We start from the raw sequence: 18,810 nt of genomic DNA, 5'->3' as shown, positions 1-18,810 counted from the left end.
CGGCCCGCGCAACCCCTATGTTAGAGTGGCGCACTTTTTCGAGGGGACTGTCACTGTGTGGGAATTGGTCAAGTCCGGCGGCTGGATGATGCTGCCGATCATTTTGAGCTCCATCGCTGCAACGGGCATCGTCGCCGAGCGCCTATGGACGCTGCGGGCCAGCCGCGTGACCCCGGAGCATCTGCTCGGGCAGGTCTGGCGCTGGATCAAGGACAAGCAGTTGGACAAGGAAAAACTCAAGCAACTGCGCGCCGATTCCCCCCTGGGCGAGATCCTTGCCGCGGGCCTGGCCAACTCCAAGCATGGTCGCGAGATCATGAAAGAGTGCATCCAGGAAGCCGCTGCCCGGGTCATCCACGAACTGGAGCGCTACCTCAGCGCCCTCGGCACTATTGCCGCCATGGCGCCCTTGCTCGGGCTGCTGGGTACGGTGCTGGGCATGATCGATATCTTCAGCTCGTTCATGAGTACGGGCATGACCACCAATGCCGCCGTGCTCGCCGGGGGGATTTCCAAGGCGCTGGTCACCACGGCTTCGGGCTTGATGGTCGGGATTCCGGCGGTGTTCTTCCATCGTTTCCTGTTGCGCCGGGTCGATGAGCTGGTAGTGGGCATGGAGCAGGAAGCGATCAAGCTGGTCGAGGTGGTGCAAGGCGACCGCGACGTCGACATGCCAGAGGGCAAAGCGTGAAATTCCGCCGCAAGCCCCTGGAGCCCGTGGATATCAACGTGACGTCGTTGATCGACGTGGTGTTCGTCCTGCTGCTGTTTTTTGTCACCACCACCACTTTTACCCGCCAGACCGAGTTGCGGGTCGACTTGCCGCAGGCGGTCAGCGGCTCGCCGGCCGAGGACCATATTCCCAAGCAGCTGGATATCGCCATCAGTGCCGAGGGTGTCTACACGGTGAACAACCAGCGCCTGCCGAGCAATGACCTGGCCAGCCTGATGGACGCGGTGCAGAAAGAGTCCGGCGGCGATACCAGCCTGCCACTGTCGATCAGCGCCGATGGCAAGACCCAGCATCAGGCCGTGATCACCGCAATGGATGCGGCCGGCAAGCTGGGTTTCAGCCATCTGCGCATGACCACTGTCGAAGCGGCGCCGGCCCCCTGATGAGCTTCTCCGAGCGCCTGCTCGCCGCCTGGTACGACGGTCATCCGGCATTGACCCTGCTGCGTCCGCTGGAGTGGCTGTATCGGCGGGTGGTCGACGGCAAGCGTGCGCGTTTCGTCGCGGGTGAAGGAATGATCTACCAGCCGCCGGTGCCGTTGATCGTGGTGGGTAATATCACTGTCGGCGGCACCGGCAAGACCCCGATGATTCTCTGGTTGATCGAGCATTGTCGGCAGCGCGGCCTGCGGGTCGGTGTGGTCAGTCGCGGCTACGGTGCCAAGCCGCCGCAGTTACCCTGGCGTGTGCAAGCCGATCAGGCTGCGGCACTGGCCGGTGACGAACCGCTGCTGATCGTCCAGCGCAACGGCGTGCCGTTGATGATCGACCCGGACCGCAGTCGAGCGGTCCGGGCCTTGCTGGCGACGGAAAAACTCGACCTGATCCTGTCCGACGACGGCCTGCAGCATTACCGCCTGGCCCGCGACCTGGAACTGGTACTGATCGATGCCGTCCGGGGCCTGGGCAATGGTCGTTGCCTGCCCGCCGGCCCACTGCGCGAACCGATTGAACGCCTGCAAAGTGTCGATGGCGTGCTCTACAACGGTGCCAGCGAGGACCGTGACAACGGCTTCGCCTTCCACCTGCAGCCGACGGCGCTGGTCAACCTGCTGACCGGCGAGCGCAAGCCCGTCGATCATTTTCCACCCGGACAGACCGTGCATGCGGTCGCCGGTATCGGCAACCCGCAACGTTTCTTCAACACCCTTGAAACGCTACACTGGCAGCCTGTGCCCCACGCCTTTGCCGATCATGCCGAGTACAGCGCCGCAGCCTTGAGCTTCGAACCGACGCTGCCACTGGTGATGACCGAAAAGGATGCGGTGAAATGCCGGGCCTTCGCGGCGCCCGACTGGTGGTACCTGGCGGTGGATGCATTACCGTCCGAGGCCTTCACGGCCTGGTTCGACACCCAGCTGCTGCGCCTGTTGCCCGACCGTCTCTTGCCCTAAACCCGTTTTTATCCAGGGAATCCTCATGGACACCAAACTGCTCGACATCCTCGCCTGCCCGATCTGCAAAGGTCCCCTCAAGCTCAGCGCCGACAAGACCGAACTGATCAGCAAGGGCGCGGGCCTGGCCTATCCGATCCGCGACGGCATTCCGGTCATGCTGGAAAGCGAAGCCCGGACCCTGAGCACCGACGAGCGCCTGGACAAATGAGCACCCCGTTCGTCGTCGTGATTCCGGCGCGCTTTTCCTCCACCCGCCTGCCGGCCAAGCCGCTGCAACTGATCGCCGGCAAGCCGATGATCCAGCACACCTGGGAGCAGGCGTGCAAAAGCAGCGCCCAGCGGGTGGTGGTGGCCACTGATGATGCACGTATCGTCGAGGCCTGCCGGGCCTTTGGTGCCGAAGTGCTGCTGACCCGCGAAGATCACGAGTCCGGCACCGATCGCCTGGCCGAGGTCGCCACTTTGCTGGGCCTGGCGGCGGATGACATCGTCGTCAACGTCCAGGGCGACGAGCCGCTGATTCCCCCCGTGGTGATCGATCAGGTCGCGGCCAACCTCGCGGCCCACAGTGAAGCGCGCATGGCCACCCTGGCCGAGCCGATCCACGACGTGGAAACCCTGTTCAACCCGAATGTGGTCAAGGTGGTCAGCGACATCAACGGCCTGGCGCTGACGTTCAGCCGCGCGACCCTGCCCTGGGCGCGGGATGACTTCGCCATCAGCCGCGAGCAACTGCCGTCAGGCATACCGTTCCGCCGGCATATCGGCATCTACGCCTACCGTGCCGGTTTCCTGCATGACTTTGTCAGCTGGGGCCCGTGCTGGCTGGAAACCACCGAGCGCCTGGAGCAGCTACGAGCGCTGTGGCACGGCGTGCGGATTCATGTCGCCGATGCCCTGGAGGCGCCACCGACCGGCGTCGATACGGCACAAGACCTTGATCGTGTTCGTCGGTTGCTGGAGGCCTGATGCGGGTTCTGTTTGTCTGCCTGGGCAATATCTGTCGTTCGCCCACGGCCGAAGGAGTGTTGCGGCACAAATTGCGTGAGGCTGGCCTGGCCGAACAGATCGAAGTGGCCTCCGCCGGCACTGGTGCCTGGCATGTCGGCAAGTCGCCGGACAGCCGCAGCCAGCGGGCGGCGCGGATGCGCGGCTATGACTTGTCGGCCCAGCGTGCCCGACAGGTCGCGGCGGCGGATTTCAACCGCTACGATCTGATCCTGGCCATGGACCAGAGCAACCTGCGCAACCTCAAGTTGCTCCAGCCGGCCCAGGGCAAGGCCGAACTGGACCTGTTCCTGCGACGTTATGACGGGGCGGTGGAGGAAGTGCCGGACCCGTACTACGACGAAGAACAGGGTTTCGAGCAGGTCCTGGACCTGATCGAACAGGCCAGCGATCGGCTGGTGATCGAACTCAAGGGGCGTCTATGACCCTGCAAGTGCAAGCCGGGGTCTCCCTCAAACCCTATAACAGCTTTGGTGTCGATGTTCGTGCGCAGTGGTTCGCCGAGGCCCACAGCGATGTCGATGTCCGCGAGGCCCTGGCCTATGCGGCGCAGCATCAGTTGCCGTTGCTGGTGATCGGTGGCGGCAGCAACCTGTTGCTGACCGCGGATATCCAGGCGCTGGTGTTGCGCATGGGCACCCGGGGGATTCGCCTGCTGCGCGATGATGGCATCAATGTCGTGATCGAAGCCGAGGCCGGCGAGCCCTGGCATCCCTTTGTGCTGTCGACCCTGGCCCAGGGTTGGAACGGTCTGGAAAACCTCAGCCTGATTCCCGGCACCGTTGGTGCAGCCCCGATGCAGAACATCGGCGCCTACGGGGTCGAGATCAAGGATGTGTTTGCCGGCCTGACCGCGCTGGATCGCGAGACGGGTGAGTTGCGCGAGTTTTCCCTGCAGGAATGTCAGTTCGGTTATCGCGACAGTCTGTTCAAACACGCCGCCGGGCGTTGGTTGATCCTGCGTGTACGCTTTGCCTTGAGCCGTGCCGAGCATCTGCACCTGGGCTACGGCCCGGTGGCCCAGCGCCTGGCCGAGCAGGGGGTCAGCCAGCCGACCGCCAGCGATGTCAGTCGGGCCATTTGCAGTATCCGCAGCGAAAAGCTGCCCGATCCCGCTGTGCTGGGCAATGCCGGGAGTTTCTTCAAGAACCCCCTGGTGTCGGCTGCCCAGGCTGCCGAATTGAAGTTGGCGCATCCCGGGCTGGTGAGTTATCCACAGCCTGACGGCCAGGTGAAACTGGCGGCGGGCTGGTTGATCGAGGCGGCGGGCTGGAAAGGTTTTCGCGAAGAAGATGCAGGTGTACACCTTTTGCAGTCCTTGGTGCTGGTCAACTATGGCACGGCGAGCGGCCTGCAATTGCTGGCCCTGGCCCGGCGGATCCAGGCTGACATTTTGCAACGATTTACCGTTGAGCTGGAAATGGAGCCGAATCTCTACTGAGGCTATGCTTTTTCGGTGATAGCGCTGGCATCTGTCGCAGCGTTATCACCGGCAAGCCCGATTCAGAGCGATCCAGCGTACACAAGGCTTTTTTCCGAATACGGCTTTCCCTTCGCCGGCCAACGGCGTAAAAACAGATCCCATGAAAGGCCCGATGAAGCGTTTGCTTCATGAGAGAGCCTATTAGCCTGAGTCGATCCGCCCCGTGTCGAACCGTGGCACTCAACGGCGGATGGCTCGACCCCATAACCTTGAACTATGCGGGCGTGCCCATGATTACCCTGAAACTCAACGGTCAAGACCATCCACTGGACGTCACCGAGGACATGCCGCTGCTCTGGGCGATCCGTGATGTGGCGGGTTATACCGGGACCAAATTCGGCTGCGGCATGGGACTGTGCGGTGCCTGCACCGTGCACATCGACGGGCTGCCGGCACGTTCCTGCATCACCCCGGTCGGCTCCGTGGCGGGGCAGAGCATCAGCACCATCGACAACCTGCACAGCGATCCGGTCGGCCAGGCTGTGCAGCAGGCGTGGCTGGACGGCGGCGTTGCCCAGTGCGGCTTCTGCCAGGGTGGGCAGATCATGTCGGCCACGGCCTTGCTCAAGGTCAACCCCAAGCCCAGCGATGCCCAGATCGAAGAGGCCATGGTCGGGAATATCTGCCGTTGCGGGACCTATAACCGCATCAAGACGGCCATTCACCAGGCTGCGGCCCATCTGCAGGAGACCAAGGCATGAACCCGTCCCTGAACGATTTCGTCCTGAGCAATCTCAGCCGGCGTGGCTTTCTCAAGGGTGTCGGCGCCACCGGTGCACTGGTCCTGGCGGCAAGCTGGGGCCTGCCCGAGGCCTTTGCCGAAGGCGAGCAGAAATATGGGGCCGACCATATGCCCAATGGCTGGGTCGATGATCCCAAGGTCTATGTGAGTATCGAGGCCGATGGCAGTGTGACGGTGATCTGCAACCGCGCCGAGATGGGCCAGGGCGTGCGCACCAGCCTGAGCATGGTGGTGGCGGACGAGCTTGAGGCCGACTGGGCAAGGGTCAAGGTCAAGCAGGCGCCGGGCGACGAGGTGCGTTTCGGCAACCAGGACACCGACGGTTCCCGCAGCATGCGCCACTGGTACGAACCGATGCGGCGTTGCGGCGCGGCGGCCCGGACCATGCTCGAACAGGCGGCGGCCGCGCAGTGGAAAGTCCCGGTGGCGGAATGCCGGGCGCAGCTGCACAAGGTTATCCACAGCCCGAGCGGGCGCGAGCTCGGTTACGGTGCCCTGGCGGCCGCGGCCGCCGCACTGGCCGTTCCTGCCCGCGACAGCCTGAAGCTCAAGCAAGCGTCGGAATTCCGCTATATCGGCAAGGAAGCGTTCCGGGCCATCGACGGCGCGGATATCGTCAATGGTCGAGCGTTGTACGGTGCCGATGTGCATTTTGAAGGCACCGTCTACGCCACTGTAGCTCGTCCTCGAGTGTACGGCGGCAAGGTCAAATCCTTTGATGCCAGCGCCGCGCTGAAGGTCCCGGGCGTGCTCAAGGTCGTGGAAATCGAAAGTCGTCCGTTGCCTTCCGAGTTCCAGCCGCTGGGTGGTGTGGCGGTGATTGCCAGCAATACCTGGGCGTCGATCAAGGGCCGCGACGCGCTGATGATCGTCTGGGATGACGGTGCCAACGCCAGTTATGACTCTGTGACCTACCGTCAGGAGCTGGAAGCTTCGGCACGCCAGCCGGGCAAGGTGGTGCGCGATACCGGCAATGTCGAGGAGGCCCTGAAACGCGCCGACAGCCAGTTCGAAGCCGGTTATTACCTGCCGCACCTGGCCCAGTCGCCGATGGAACCGATGGTTGCCATCGCCCGTTTCAACGACGGCTACTGCGAAGCCTGGGCGCCGACCCAGGCACCCCAGGTGACCCGCGAGCGGATCGCCGAGCGCCTGGGGATCGGCTTCGACCAGGTGACGGTCAACGTGACCCTGCTCGGCGGCGGTTTCGGGCGCAAGTCCAAGCCTGACTACATCATCGAGGCGGCCATTCTCGCCAAGGCAATGCCGGGCCAGGCCGTGCGCGTGCAGTGGACCCGCGAGGACGATATCCACTATTCGTATTTCCACACCGTGTCGGCGGAATACCTGCGGGCCAGCCTGAACAAGGATGGCACGCCGTCCGGTTGGCTGCACCGCACCGTGGCACCGAGTATCACGGCACTGTTCGCGCCCAATATGAACAACGAGGGCGCCTTTGAACTGGGCATGGGCTTTACCAACATGGCCTACAACATTCCCAACGTGCGCCTGGAAAACCCGGAGGCCAAGGTGCATACGCGGGTGGGCTGGTACCGTTCGGTATCGAATATCCCCCATGGTTTCGCCATCCAGAGTTTTGTCGATGAACTGGCCCATAAAGCCGGCCAGGATCCACTGGCCTATCAGCTCAAGTTGCTGGCGCCGGATCGCCAGATCGACCCGCGTACCCTGAGCGATCAGTGGAACTACGGTGAGTCCCCCGAGCGTTATCCCATCGATACCGGGCGTATGCGCGTGGTCCTGGAAACCGCGACGAAGGCCGCCGGCTGGGGGCGCAAGTTGCCGCCGGGGCGTGGCCTGGGGCTGGCGGTGCATTACAGCTTTGTCACCTACGTGGCGGCGGTGATCGAGGTGGAGGTCAAGGATGATGGCAGCCTGATCGTGCACAAGGCCGATATCGCCGTGGACTGCGGCCCGCAGATCAACCCGGAGCGGATCCGTTCGCAGTTCGAAGGGGCCTGCGTCATGGGCCTGGGCAACGCCGTGCTGGGCGAGATCAGCTTCAAGGAGGGCAAGGTCCAGCAGGACAATTTCCATATGTACGAAGTGGCGCGCATGTCCCTGGCGCCGAAGGAGGTGGCGGTGCATCTGGTCACGCCACCGGGCGAGGTGCCGTTGGGCGGTGTCGGTGAGCCGGGCGTGCCACCGATTGCGCCGGCGCTGTGCAACGCGATCTTTGCCGCCACCGGCAAGCGTATCCGCAACCTGCCGGTGCGTTACCAGCTGCAAGGCTGGAACCAGGTGAAAGCCTGATGGACAGTGTCGATCTGAATGTCCTGCGCAGTGTCCTGCAATGGCGTCGCGCGGGGCAGCGGGTGGTGCTCTACAGCGTAGTCCAGACCTGGGGCAGTGCGCCACGGCCGCCGGGGGCGATGCTGGCCTTGCGCGAGGACGGCGTGGTGATCGGCTCGGTGTCCGGAGGCTGCATCGAGGATGACCTGATCCAGCGTTTGCAGGATGGACGTCTGTCGGACGGCGGGCCGCCGGTGCAACTGGTGACCTATGGCGTGAGCCGTGACGAGGCTGCGCGTTTTGGCCTGCCCTGTGGTGGGACCTTGCGCCTGACCGAGGAGCGGGTAGGCGATCCGGGTTGGGTGGCGCAGTTGCTGGCGCGCTGCGAGGCCCATGAGATTGTCGCTCGGGAGCTGAACCTGGCCACCGGCGAAGTGACCTTGAGCGACGCGGGCAAGAGCGACACCCTGAGTTTTGACGGTGAGCGCTTGCGGGCGATCTACGGTCCGCGCTGGCGCTTGCTGCTGATCGGTGCCGGTCAGTTGTCGCGCTACGTGGCGGAAATGGCCCGGTTGCTGGATTTCGAAGTCTTGATCTGCGATCCGCGCAAGGAGTTCGTCTACGGCTGGGAAGAACAGCACGGGCGTTTTGTACCGGGCATGCCCGATGAGGCGGTGCTGAATATCCAGACCGACGAACGCACGGCGATCGTCGCCCTGACCCATGACCCCCGGCTTGACGATATGGCGCTGCTGACGGCGCTGAATTCCCGGGCGTTTTATATCGGTGCGCTGGGCTCGCGGGTCAATAGCCAGAAGCGCCGAGATAATCTGGCGGCGTTGGGCTTGAGTGCGGAGGCCATTGCTCGCCTGCATGGTCCGATTGGCCTGCATATCGGCAGCCATACACCCGCGGAGATTGCCTTGTCCTTGATGGCGGAAATCGTCGCGATCAAGAACGGCGTCGAGTTACGGCAGAAAAAGCCGGAGCTGGCGACCAGTGAATGAGGCGGTCACGGCCCTTGTCCTGGCGGCGGGGCAGGGCAGTCGTTTTCGACAGGCGGCGGGGGCCGATCAGGACAAATTGCTGGCGCGCTGTGTTGGGCGTGATGGTGTCGAGCGGGCTGTGTTGGAGCATGTGCTGCTGAGTTTGCCGCAGGGGCTTGGAACCCGGTTATTGGCGACGACGGCGGATCGCTTGGAGGTCATTCGTCTGGCGCAGGTGTATGGCTGCCGGGTGCTGCTGATCGAGTCGACGGGCATGGGCGACAGTCTCGCCGCTGCAGTGACGGCGACGGCCGAATCGGCGGGCTGGCTGGTGGTGCTGGGGGATATGCCGTTTATCCTGCCGGGGACGATTGCACAGGTGATGGCAGGGATTGAGGGCGACGGAGTTTTTGTGCCGGTTTTTCGAGGTGAGTATGGGCATCCGGTGGGATTCGGGCGTTCGTTTGGACCGGCCCTGATGGGTTTGTCGGGAGATCGCGGGGCCAAGCCACTGTTTGCGGAAGGCAAAGTGCGAGAGGTTTCTGTCGAAGATCCTGGTGTGCTTTGGGATGTTGATAGGCCTGAGCATTTGATGTTTTTGTAGCGAGTATTTAGCTAGACGATACTTCTGATATCAACGAAATTTGGCTGTTCGTTGGTATTGGCTCGGGTTTAATCGTACTCGTATGTCGGTTTCGAGCAGGCGAGCGCTCCTATTGTGGGACCTTTGATTGGGATCAGACAGTCGTATCTCTCTCGTGCAGCGGGCAATAGAGGGAAAACAAGTAGGCTGCTAGTTATCCCTTTGTCCGAGAAGGTTATTTTTTCAAAATTTGAATAAGTAACTTGATCTATAAAAGATTTTCCGTTTATGGAACATATTTTCTTTCTGGATAGAATAATCCATTTTTTGTCCGGATCCAGCACTTCTATAGTCAGGCAGGGGTCATCGTGGGTTTTAATGTAGCGGGCTACGACTTCGCCGATTCTTCTTGAGTGAGCTTCGTATATGGTGTTGTAGTTTGCTTTATCACTGGCTGCGTTGACGTTGGTGAGGGCCGAAATGAGTAGTAGAATGATTGTGCTCTTCATGTGGTTACCTGGATTTATCTAGGTAGCTTATGCGCCTGTTGAAGCGGTCGCTGGGTACGTTTGGCCAGTTTGATGGGGTGCTGATGACTGAGTACAGTTTGTCGAGGTCATTGTTTATGAGGTGTCGTTGCAGCAGTGCCCTGGATCGGGCGTCGTAATCCCCACGGTATCTTAAGTCGACTATTAGGTCCTTGATCGCTCTGTGGGTTGAATGCCAGTTCAATTTCCCATACTTGTCTGTGATGTCGGTTTTTTCTGAGACTCGAAGGACCTCGCTTTCCATAAAATCGTAGACGGGTTGGAAGAGTTCATGCTGTTGCTTTCTAGAGATGGAAAGTCTTTTGATCTCCGAGCTGGCAGCCTTGAGATAGTTTCTTGCCGCCTGACCACGAAGCCCTTTGGCCCCAATCAACCAGCTATACAACGGCTCAGGAATATTGGCCGCCGCCAGATCGGCTTCGGCATTTCTGTTCTGTCCCAGATCATACCCGCGACCAATGGTTATTCCCGATGCCCCACCCGGCCAGTGCACCTTGCGACTGAAGTAGATATGCAGCGGATGGGTTGGATCATCAATATCATTACCTTCCACATCAAACGTCAGTTGTCCTCGCTCCACCGTGAGCCACTTGAGGTCGTTTTCATCTTCGATGACCACAAAGTTTGCCAATAACCCGATGGGATGAAAGTACCAGGCTTTCCCGTCCGGATTGATCCCATGCTTTCCCGCCAACTCGGCCCACCAGGACAGTTTCTGAATCCGCTTTTTCTCCTGCTCCCAGCGTTTATTGGGTTCGCTGTCACTGTGTCGTAGCAGGTGATCCAGTTCATTCCATTTGGCGGGGTTCCAGAACCACTCGCTTTCATAATGAACAATCAACTGCGAAATGGCTTGGGCGTGATGGGGATTGTCCAGCGCGGCGCGAATTCGCTTTGGTGTCAGCAGCGGGCTGACCGCGATGGAATCAGCGTTGCCCTGGATAATCTGACGCAGTCGGGTCTTGATCGGGCCGTTGTTCGCCTTGTGCACCTGCAAGTCGTAGTCGGCCTGTTGTGCCTTGCTGAACAACTCCATGGCCTGGAAGTGACAGGCCAACTGTTCGCTATGGCAGGTCGTTTCGCGCAGGCAATCAAAGCCGGCCCAATCCCACGGACTGTAGTCGTCGAAGAACAGCGCACTCTCGCCCAGCCAGCCGCTGACACGCTGGCCACTGGCATCGGCCATGCGGTTCTTGAGGTGCCACCAGTGCTGGGTGTAGGGCTTCAGGCCGGGCAGGGCAAAGGTGTCGCGGATCCGGTGATCGGACGGCAGGTTATCGAGGACCACCCGTGGCAGGATCAGGCCCGGGAGCGTCCGCAGGCTGCGTTTTGCCATCTTCGGCGGGTGACTGGCGTTGATATCAGGAGTGTGTGGCACCAGAGCACTGGCGATTCTACTGATGCGGGCCAGGCTTCTTTCACTCTCGGGGAGGCTGGCGGCATAGGCGCGACTCTTTTCGATAAAGGCCGGCACATCGTCGCAACTGAAGACTTCCAGATGCAGCAGGCCTTCGCCATCCCCATGACTGGGTGTACTGAAGATGCCGGGATGACCGATCAGTGCTCCGGCCTTGATGGCGAACGGAGTATCGAGAGAGATGACCCGGGCCTTGGCTTGAGGTTCTTCCATCCAGAAAGCCGGCCTGGCTCTGCCGGGGTCGCGCTGGTAGTGCTCCCAACTGAGTAAATGCATATAGAGGCTGTAGAACGTCAGCGACTGTGGCGGCAGCGGGGAGATTGCGCTGTACGTCTGGCCGGGAAGGCTCAGGCAATGCTTGATCAGCACGAACCCCGTTGAATAGGCCGCCGGCTCGCCGTTGGCCTTGGGGGAGGTGGGGTAGGCCTGATCGATGCGGTAGGCAATGACTTCGCCATCGGCAATGCAACGTACGGCCTCCTGGTCGAGGAGCGCCGCCGTGTTCTTGTCGAAATGCACCCCGCCATGCCAGAGGCCGCCTTGCCCCAGCGGGTAGGTGCCGCCCGTGGCTTTGGCCAGGGCGTCGTAGCAGGTTTGCGGGTCCGCGACTTCCCGGCTGCGAGCACCTGCAACCTTGAAAGGAAAGCACCAGGCCAGCCTCTTGTTTGCGTTCTTCATGAACATTGCCCTCTCACCCGTCCCTGAGAGGCTGACTGTGCGCCGACGAAAAGCGGGAGTCAGTCAGTGGGCTTCAGTTTGTGATGTAGGGCTTTTCCTTGCTGCATGGCGGCTGGATCTTCAGGCAGGAAAGGAGGTGGGCTATGAATGGCGGACAAAAAAAGCCCCGCCTGCATCGCTGCAGGCGGGGCTTTTCAACAGCCGTCAGAGTCAGGCGAGGGGTTTAGGCTCGTGGGCTTCTTCCTGGGCTTTGTGGTTATGTTCAACCACTTCTTCGACGGACTGCAGGTTTTCGTCGATGGTCGGTGCAGCCGCTCCGCTTTCAGCCGGCACGAACTCCGCTGGAGTCGCTTCAGGCGCAGGCGTCGGTTCGGCTGCGACCACGGCTTCTACTGCGGGGGCAGCAGCGGCACGTTCGGCAGCTTCCTGAGCCAGGCGCTCTTCTTCACGCTTGCGACGACGCACTTCACGCGGATCGTTCGGAGCGCGACCGTTGCTGGTCAGGGCGCTGGCCGGAGCCGCCTCGGCAACCGGTGCAGCGACTTCAGCCACGACTGGAGCAACCACCGGAGCAGGCTCTGGCTGTGCAACCACGGCGGGCTCTTCAGCCACCACAGTTTCGGTCACGGGTGCCTGAGGTGCTTCGACGGCTGGCTCGGACCATTGGAACGTGGCCTGGACTTCCTGAGCCGGCTCTGGCGCGGGCTCCGCAACCGGAGCTTCGACGACAGGGGCTGGAGCAACAGGTTCTTCAACGACTGGCGCTGCAACAACCGGTGCTTCGACAACCGCGGTTTCGATGGCCGGTTCAGGTGCCACGAATACCGGCAGTTCAGCGGCAACCGCTGGCTCGACGGCGGCTTCAACCACGGGCTCGGCTTCACGAACCGGGGCGACTTCCACTTCCGGTACCGCTGGCGCTTCCACCGGGGTGGTGGCTTCAACGACCGGAGCTTCAACCACCGGGGTTTCCTGGATCGCGGCAGTGGCCAGTTCGGCCTGCTGGTGCGCCTCGGCTTCGGCTGGGGCACTGATCACGCTGCTGGCGACAGCGGCGGTCACGGCCAGGCCGGCAGCCAGTTCGGCACCGGTAGCGTGCTCGTGGTGCTCTTCGCTGCCTTCTTCCGAACCTTCGATCACGTTGCCGTTGGCATCACGTTGACGCTCACGACGGTTGCTGCGGCGACGCTGACCACGGGAGCGGCGACGTGGACGATCGCCACCCTCGGCGTTGTCCTGGCCGTCGTCCTGCAGTTGCTCTTCGCCCTGCAACACTTCTTCTTCACCGGCAACAGCAGGTTGCTCGGCACGCGGTTGGCGTTCTTCTCGCGGTGCACGCGGCTGGCGTTCTTCACGTGGCGCACGGGCTGGACGCTCTTCAGCGACTACAGCAGCCGTTGCAGCAGCGGCGACGGCCGGTGCGGCATCCAGTGGCTCGCGCAGTTCACGCACGCGTTCTTCACGCTCGCCACGTGGCTTGCGATCTTCACGCGGGGCGCGCGGTGCACGTTCTTCACGCGGAGCACGTGGAGCACGTTCCTCGCGGGCTACGGCCGGGGCTTCGTCACGCACTTCGCGGACTTCACGTGGCGCACGCTCTTCACGCGGCGCACGTTCTTCCCGTGGAGCGCGTTCTTCACGCGGCTCGCGCGGTGCACGTTCTTCACGTGGCGCACGTTCTTCGCGCGGCTTGCGCTCTTCATCGCGGCGACCGTTACGGTTGCGGCTCTGCTGGCGACCGTTGCGACGCTCTTCGTTACGGGCCGGACGCTCGGCTGCCGGTTTTTCAACCACGGCCGGTGCAACAGGCTCTTCCTTGCTGGCGAACAGGCTGACCAGCGACTTCACCAGGCCCTTGAACAGGCTTGGCTCGGCGATAACCGGTGCGGGTGCGGCAACCGGAGCGGCGACTTCTTCGGCCGGAACCGGAGCGTTGGCGCGGACCGGAGCGGTCTTGACCGCTGCTTCCTGGCGAACCAGGGTACGGGTGGCCGCGGCCGGCTGGACTTCTTCCACTTCGGCAGCGGCAGCGGCGATTTCGTAGCTGGACTGGTTGGTGTGGGCTTCCGGGCTGTCATCACGCAGACGTTGCACTTCGAAGTGCGGCGTCTCGAGGTGATCGTTCGGCAGGATCACGATGCGTGCACGGGTACGCAGTTCGATCTTGGTGATCGAGTTGCGTTTTTCGTTGAGCAGGAAGGCTGCAACCGGGATCGGCACCTGGGCGCGGACTTCGGCGGTGCGGTCCTTCAGGGCTTCTTCTTCGATCAGGCGCAGGATCGCCAGGGACAGCGATTCGACGTCACGGATGATGCCGGTGCCGTTGCAACGCGGGCAGACGATGCCGCTGCTTTCGCCCAGGGACGGACGCAGGCGCTGACGGGACATTTCCAGCAGGCCGAAGCGCGAGATACGGCCGACTTGTACGCGGGCACGGTCGGCTTCCAGGCACTCGCGGACTTTTTCTTCCACGGCGCGCTGGTTCTTGGCCGGGGTCATGTCGATGAAGTCGATGACGATCAGGCCGCCGATGTCGCGCAGGCGCAACTGACGGGCGATTTCTTCAGCGGCTTCCAGGTTGGTCTGCAGCGCGGTTTCTTCGATGTCGCTGCCTTTGGTGGCGCGCGCCGAGTTGATGTCGATGGACACCAGGGCTTCGGTCGGATCGATGACGATGGAGCCGCCGGAAGGCAGTTCGACGACGCGCTGGAAGGCGGTCTCGATCTGGCTTTCGATCTGGAAACGGTTGAACAGTGGCACGCTGTCTTCATACAGCTTGATCTTGCTGGCGTACTGCGGCATCACCTGGCGGATGAAGGTCAGGGCTTCGTCCTGGGCTTCAACGCTGTCGATCAGCACTTCGCCGATGTCCTGGCGCAGGTAATCGCGGATGGCGCGGATGATCACGTTGCTTTCCTGGTAGATCAGGAAAGGCGCGGAGCGATCCAGCGAGGCTTCTTTGATGGCGGTCCAGAGTTGCAGCAGGTAGTCGAGGTCCCACTGCATTTCTTCGCTGCTGCGGCCAAGGCCGGCAGTGCGCACGATCAGGCCCATGTCGGCCGGGGCAACCAGGCCGTTCAGCGCTTCACGCAGTTCATTGCGCTCTTCGCCTTCGATGCGACGGGAGATACCGCCGGCACGTGGGTTGTTCGGCATCAGTACCAGGTAACGACCGGCCAGGCTGATGAAGGTGGTCAGGGCGGCGCCCTTGTTGCCACGTTCTTCTTTCTCGACCTGGACGATGACTTCCTGGCCTTCGCTCAGGACGTCCTTGATATTGACGCGGCCTTCGGGGGCTTTCTTGAAGTATTCGCGGGAGATTTCTTTCAGCGGCAGGAAGCCGTGGCGCTCAGAGCCGAAATCGACAAAGGCAGCCTCAAGGCTTGGCTCGATGCGAGTAATCCGGCCTTTATAGATATTGGCCTTCTTCTGCTCGCGTGCACCGGACTCGATGTCCAGGTCGTAGAGGCGCTGGCCGTCTACCAGGGCAACACGCAACTCTTCGGGTTGAGTTGCGTTAATCAGCATTCTTTTCATGTAGTACCGTCGGTTTCCGGGCTGCCGGAAACGGCGTTCGGCACACACGACTTCTCACGGTCGGTGTCAGGTGCGTCAGGAGTGGTTGGCCATTCCTGTGTCTGGCGAGGTTCGTCCAGAGGGGACGAAGTCGCGACTCACGCGTCCTGCTTCTTGGGGTGACAAAAGGCACCTCACAAGCAAAAGCTCTGTCAGGAGGAGGAATCAACCGCGGGTGTGGACGATATGAAGCGTCTTGATAAAGCCTAATGCTACACAGTCCGACGGTTGTGCATCTCCACCCTACACGTATCCCTGATAATTCGGGTGCGGCCGCGCGCAGAATCCGCAGCGGGTTGGCATTTACCGTGTTCTCCGAAAGGGGAAAGCACGCTCATGGCTAATTAGGCGTTGTTTCCGATGCCTTCGCCCAGGTGTGACTCGTGACCGACTGCACTTTGTGAACTGGCCGTTAATACCGGCTCGGGAAACGAGTGTTGACTCAGTTTTCCGGCGCGCTTCAGGCCTCATGTCACCTGCGCTCGTTACGATCGCGAACCTTTCCTCGAACGGCGAAAGCCCCGTAGGACGGCCTCGCATCCTGATGAATTGCGTTGGGCAGGGCCGGCTGTTGGCCGTTGGTCCTCTGTCCAGCCGCTTTTGGCGGCGTTCGCGACTATAGCAGCAATGATTAAGTGCTTCAATTCCATAAAAAATTGTTATCATCGCCGGCATGACGACGACTACCCCCCCGACTCCAGGCGTACAACTGCTTGAGGTCTCGCCGGAATATGCCGGCCAGCGCATTGACAATTTCCTTCTCGCTCGGCTCAAGGGTGTGCCCAAGACCTTGATTTACCGCATTTTGCGCAAAGGCGAAGTGCGAGTGAACAAGGGGCGCATCAAGCCCGAGTACAAACTCCAGGCCGGCGATATCGTGCGGGTTCCGCCCGTGCGCGTCCCCGAGCGCGACGAACCGGTGCCTTTGGCCCAGGGGCTGTTGCAGCGCCTGGAGGCTTCGATCGTGTTTGAAGACAAGGCCCTGATCGTGATCAACAAGCCGGCCGGTATTGCCGTGCACGGCGGCAGCGGCCTGAACTATGGCGTGATCGAAGCCTTCCGTCAGTTGCGCCCGGATGCCAAGGAGCTGGAACTGGTCCATCGCCTGGACCGCGACACCTCCGGACTGCTGATGATCGCCAAGAAGCGCAGCATGTTGCGCCATCTGCACGAAGCGCTGCGCGGCGACGGCATCGATAAACGTTATATGGCCCTGGTGCGTGGTAACTGGGCGGCTTCGATCAAGCAGGTGCGCGCGCCCTTGCTCAAGAGCAACCTGCGCTCCGGCGAGCGCATGGTCGAGGTCAACGAGGAGGGCAAGGAGGCGCTCACGGTGTTCAAGGTACTGCGCCGTTTCGGTGATTTCGCCACCATGGTCGAGGCCAAGCCGGTGACCGGTCGGACCCACCAGATTCGTGTGCACACCTTGCACGCCGGGCACTGTATTGCCGGCGACAGCAAGTACGGTGACGATGGTTTCACCAAGGAAATCCGCGATCTGGGCGGCAAGCGCCTGTTCCTTCACGCCTATATGCTGACCGTGCCGCTGCCCGATGGCGGCGAATTGAAGTTGCAGGCACCGGTGGATGAAATGTGGGCCAAGACGGTGGAGCGACTGAGTGCGGTCTGAATACAAGCTGCTGATTTTCGATTGGGACGGCACCTTGGCCGATTCCATTGGTCGGATTGTCGAGGCGATGGGGGTGGCGGCCGCGCGTTCGGGTTTTGTCCCGCGCGATGAGACGGCGGTCAAGGGCATTATCGGTCTCGGCTTGCCGGAAGCGATCTGCACCCTGTACCCGGCGATCAGCGATGAAGAGCTGGTGGTTTTTCGCCAGCACTATGCCGACAGCTATATTGCCCTTGAAACGGTTCCTTCGCCGCTGTTTCCAGGCGTCCTGGAGTCCATGGAGGCGTTTCGCGCCGGCGGCTACCAGTTGGCGGTCGCGACCGGCAAGAACCGTCGCGGCCTGGATCGGGTATTGAAGGCCCATGGCTGGTCGGATTATTTCGATATCACCCGCGCCGCCGATGAAACCGCCAGCAAGCCGCATCCGCTGATGCTCGAGCAGATTCTTGCCCATTGTCGTGTCCCGGCTTCCCAGGCCCTGATGGTCGGGGACTCGGTGTTCGATTTGCAAATGGCTCGCAATGCTGGCATGGATTCAGTGGCTGTAGGTTATGGTGCCTTGTCGATGGATGAGTTGCGGGTGTTCGAGCCGCGCTTGGAGATTGACAGTTTTCCACAGTTGCATGCCTGGCTCGATGGCCGGGTCAATTGAATTCGTTGGGGTGAGTACGCATGTCTGATGAATGGGGCGCGCCGCCAAAGGCGAATGCCGAATCGGGTTCGGGTGATGACAGGAGCTGGAAGCTGCTGGAAAAGACCTTGCTGGCCGGTGTGCAGGAGCAACGTCGCTCGCGGCGCTGGGGGATCTTCTTCAAGCTGCTGACCTTTGTGTATCTGTTCGGCGCGCTGGTGATGTTCTCGCCACTGATCAATATGGAGAAGAGCGCCGGTCGTGGGGCTCACTACACCGCCCTGATCGAGGTGCGCGGAGTGATTGCGGACAAGGAGTCGGCCAGTGCCGACAATATTGTCGGCAGCCTGCGTACGGCCTTCGAGGATCCGAAGGTCAAGGCGATCATCATGCGTATCAACAGTCCGGGCGGCAGTCCTGTGCAGTCGGGTTATGTGTTTGACGAGATTCGTCGCCTGCGTGGCCTGCACCCGGATACCAAGGTGTACGCGGTAATTTCCGATATCGGGGCTTCCGGCGCCTACTACATCGCCAGCGCGGCGGACGAGATCTATGCCGACAAGTCCAGCCTGGTCGGTTCCATTGGGGTGACGGCGGCCGGCTACGGTTTTGTCGGCACCATGGAGAAGCTGGGTGTGGAGCGTCGCCCGTACTCTTCGGGTGAGCACAAGGCGTTTCTCGATCCGTTCCAGCCGCAGAAGGCCGATGAGACCAGGTTCTGGCAGGGTGTCCTGGACACCACCCACAACCAGTTCATCGCCAGCGTGAAGAAGGGGCGCGGTGATCGCCTGAAAGACAAGGATCATCCCGAGCTGTTCTCCGGGCTGATCTGGTCCGGCGAGCAGGCGTTGCCATTGGGCTTGATCGACGGCCTGGGCAGTGCCAGTTCCGTGGCGCGGGATGTGATCGGCGAGAAGGAGCTGGTGGACTTTACCGTTCAGGAATCGCCTTTCGATCGCTTCTCGAAAAAGCTGGGTGCCAGCGTCGCCGAGCAGTTGGCGATGTGGATGGGCTTCCAGGGTCCGACCTTGCGCTGATATTCATGCAGCAATAAAAAAACCGGTCGTGAATGACCGGTTTTTTTATGGGTGGAATGCAGGGTTCCGGTATGTAGGAGCAAGCTTGCTCGCGATCAGCCGGCAGGCT

At 61.6% G+C, this 18,810-nt stretch carries 17 protein-coding genes; 14 read left to right on the top strand and 3 right to left on the bottom strand.

The features are described from left to right. Positions 1-55: 55 nt before the first annotated feature. The 11 genes from M5B42_RS10200 (at position 56) to M5B42_RS10150 (ending at position 9,205) form a co-directional block, all read left to right on the top strand. Positions 56-691, top strand: coding sequence for a MotA/TolQ/ExbB proton channel family protein (locus M5B42_RS10200; protein WP_177100317.1), 636 nt, complete (start codon positions 56-58; stop codon positions 689-691). Then, a complete protein-coding gene (locus M5B42_RS10195; protein ID WP_103496757.1) occupies positions 688-1,116 on the top strand; it encodes a biopolymer transporter ExbD in 429 nt (142 codons plus the stop codon). The genes M5B42_RS10200 and M5B42_RS10195 overlap by 4 nt, the downstream gene beginning before the upstream one ends. Next, positions 1,116-2,126, top strand: coding sequence for a tetraacyldisaccharide 4'-kinase (gene lpxK / locus M5B42_RS10190; RefSeq protein WP_248745717.1), 1,011 nt, complete (start codon positions 1,116-1,118; stop codon positions 2,124-2,126). The genes M5B42_RS10195 and lpxK overlap by 1 nt, the downstream gene beginning before the upstream one ends. 25 nt (positions 2,127-2,151) lie before the next feature. Then, on the top strand, positions 2,152-2,337 hold the full coding sequence (locus M5B42_RS10185; protein ID WP_007931663.1) for a Trm112 family protein: 186 nt from the start codon (positions 2,152-2,154) through the stop codon (positions 2,335-2,337). Continuing rightward, the gene (gene kdsB, locus M5B42_RS10180) at positions 2,334-3,098 is read left to right on the top strand and encodes a 3-deoxy-manno-octulosonate cytidylyltransferase (RefSeq protein WP_152737136.1); all 765 of its coding nucleotides are present in this window, start codon (positions 2,334-2,336) and stop codon (positions 3,096-3,098) included. The genes M5B42_RS10185 and kdsB overlap by 4 nt, the downstream gene beginning before the upstream one ends. Next, positions 3,098-3,562 (top strand): low molecular weight protein-tyrosine-phosphatase, encoded by a 465-nt coding sequence (locus tag M5B42_RS10175; protein WP_152737135.1) that lies wholly within the window; start codon positions 3,098-3,100, stop codon positions 3,560-3,562. Before kdsB ends, M5B42_RS10175 begins: the two co-directional genes overlap by 1 nt. Further along, a complete protein-coding gene (murB, locus tag M5B42_RS10170) occupies positions 3,559-4,578 on the top strand; it encodes a UDP-N-acetylmuramate dehydrogenase (protein ID WP_248745716.1) in 1,020 nt (339 codons plus the stop codon). The genes M5B42_RS10175 and murB overlap by 4 nt, the downstream gene beginning before the upstream one ends. Positions 4,579-4,850: 272 nt before the next feature. Then, entirely contained in the window at positions 4,851-5,321 is a 471-nt protein-coding gene (locus M5B42_RS10165) for a (2Fe-2S)-binding protein (protein ID WP_248745715.1), read from the top strand. Continuing rightward, positions 5,318-7,636, top strand: coding sequence for a xanthine dehydrogenase family protein molybdopterin-binding subunit (locus M5B42_RS10160; protein WP_248745714.1), 2,319 nt, complete (start codon positions 5,318-5,320; stop codon positions 7,634-7,636). Before M5B42_RS10165 ends, M5B42_RS10160 begins: the two co-directional genes overlap by 4 nt. After that, a complete protein-coding gene (locus tag M5B42_RS10155) occupies positions 7,636-8,622 on the top strand; it encodes an XdhC family protein (protein WP_248745713.1) in 987 nt (328 codons plus the stop codon). Before M5B42_RS10160 ends, M5B42_RS10155 begins: the two co-directional genes overlap by 1 nt. Continuing rightward, on the top strand, positions 8,615-9,205 hold the full coding sequence (locus M5B42_RS10150; protein WP_248745712.1) for a nucleotidyltransferase family protein: 591 nt from the start codon (positions 8,615-8,617) through the stop codon (positions 9,203-9,205). The genes M5B42_RS10155 and M5B42_RS10150 overlap by 8 nt, the downstream gene beginning before the upstream one ends. Positions 9,206-9,273: 68 nt before the next feature. On the opposite strand, the gene M5B42_RS10145 is transcribed toward M5B42_RS10150, so the two are convergent. The 3 genes from M5B42_RS10145 to rne all read right to left on the bottom strand — a co-directional run bounded on the left by M5B42_RS10145 (position 9,274) and on the right by rne (position 15,364). Continuing rightward, entirely contained in the window at positions 9,274-9,693 is a 420-nt protein-coding gene (locus M5B42_RS10145) for a hypothetical protein (protein WP_248745711.1), read from the bottom strand. A 4-nt stretch (positions 9,694-9,697) separates the two neighbouring features. Beyond that, positions 9,698-11,827 carry a pesticin C-terminus-like muramidase gene (locus M5B42_RS10140; RefSeq protein ID WP_248745710.1) on the bottom strand — a complete coding sequence of 710 codons (2,130 nt, stop codon included), beginning with the start codon at positions 11,825-11,827 and terminating at the stop codon, positions 9,698-9,700. A 210-nt stretch (positions 11,828-12,037) separates the two neighbouring features. After that, complete coding sequence (gene rne, locus M5B42_RS10135; protein ID WP_248745709.1) at positions 12,038-15,364, bottom strand: ribonuclease E; 3,327 nt, start codon at positions 15,362-15,364, stop codon at positions 12,038-12,040. A gap of 712 nt (positions 15,365-16,076) precedes the next feature. On the opposite strand from rne, the gene rluC reads away from it, so the two are divergent. The 3 genes from rluC to M5B42_RS10120 are packed head-to-tail and all read left to right on the top strand — an operon-like array spanning position 16,077 to position 18,701. After that, positions 16,077-17,033: a 23S rRNA pseudouridine(955/2504/2580) synthase RluC gene (gene rluC, locus M5B42_RS10130; RefSeq protein ID WP_103496768.1), complete on the top strand. Its 957-nt coding sequence runs from the start codon at positions 16,077-16,079 to the stop codon at positions 17,031-17,033. Beyond that, complete coding sequence (locus M5B42_RS10125; RefSeq protein WP_177100299.1) at positions 17,023-17,685, top strand: HAD-IA family hydrolase; 663 nt, start codon at positions 17,023-17,025, stop codon at positions 17,683-17,685. The genes rluC and M5B42_RS10125 overlap by 11 nt, the downstream gene beginning before the upstream one ends. Positions 17,686-17,705: 20 nt before the next feature. Then, positions 17,706-18,701 (top strand): S49 family peptidase, encoded by a 996-nt coding sequence (locus M5B42_RS10120; protein ID WP_103496770.1) that lies wholly within the window; start codon positions 17,706-17,708, stop codon positions 18,699-18,701. Positions 18,702-18,810: the final 109 nt, after the last annotated feature.

It is taken from the genome of Pseudomonas sp. MWU12-2037 (assembly GCF_023242345.1).
Taxonomy (GTDB): domain Bacteria; phylum Pseudomonadota; class Gammaproteobacteria; order Pseudomonadales; family Pseudomonadaceae; genus Aquipseudomonas; species Aquipseudomonas gingeri_D.
The sequence above is the reverse complement of the archived record's forward strand: the minus strand, read 5'-3'. Positions and strand labels throughout refer to the sequence as shown.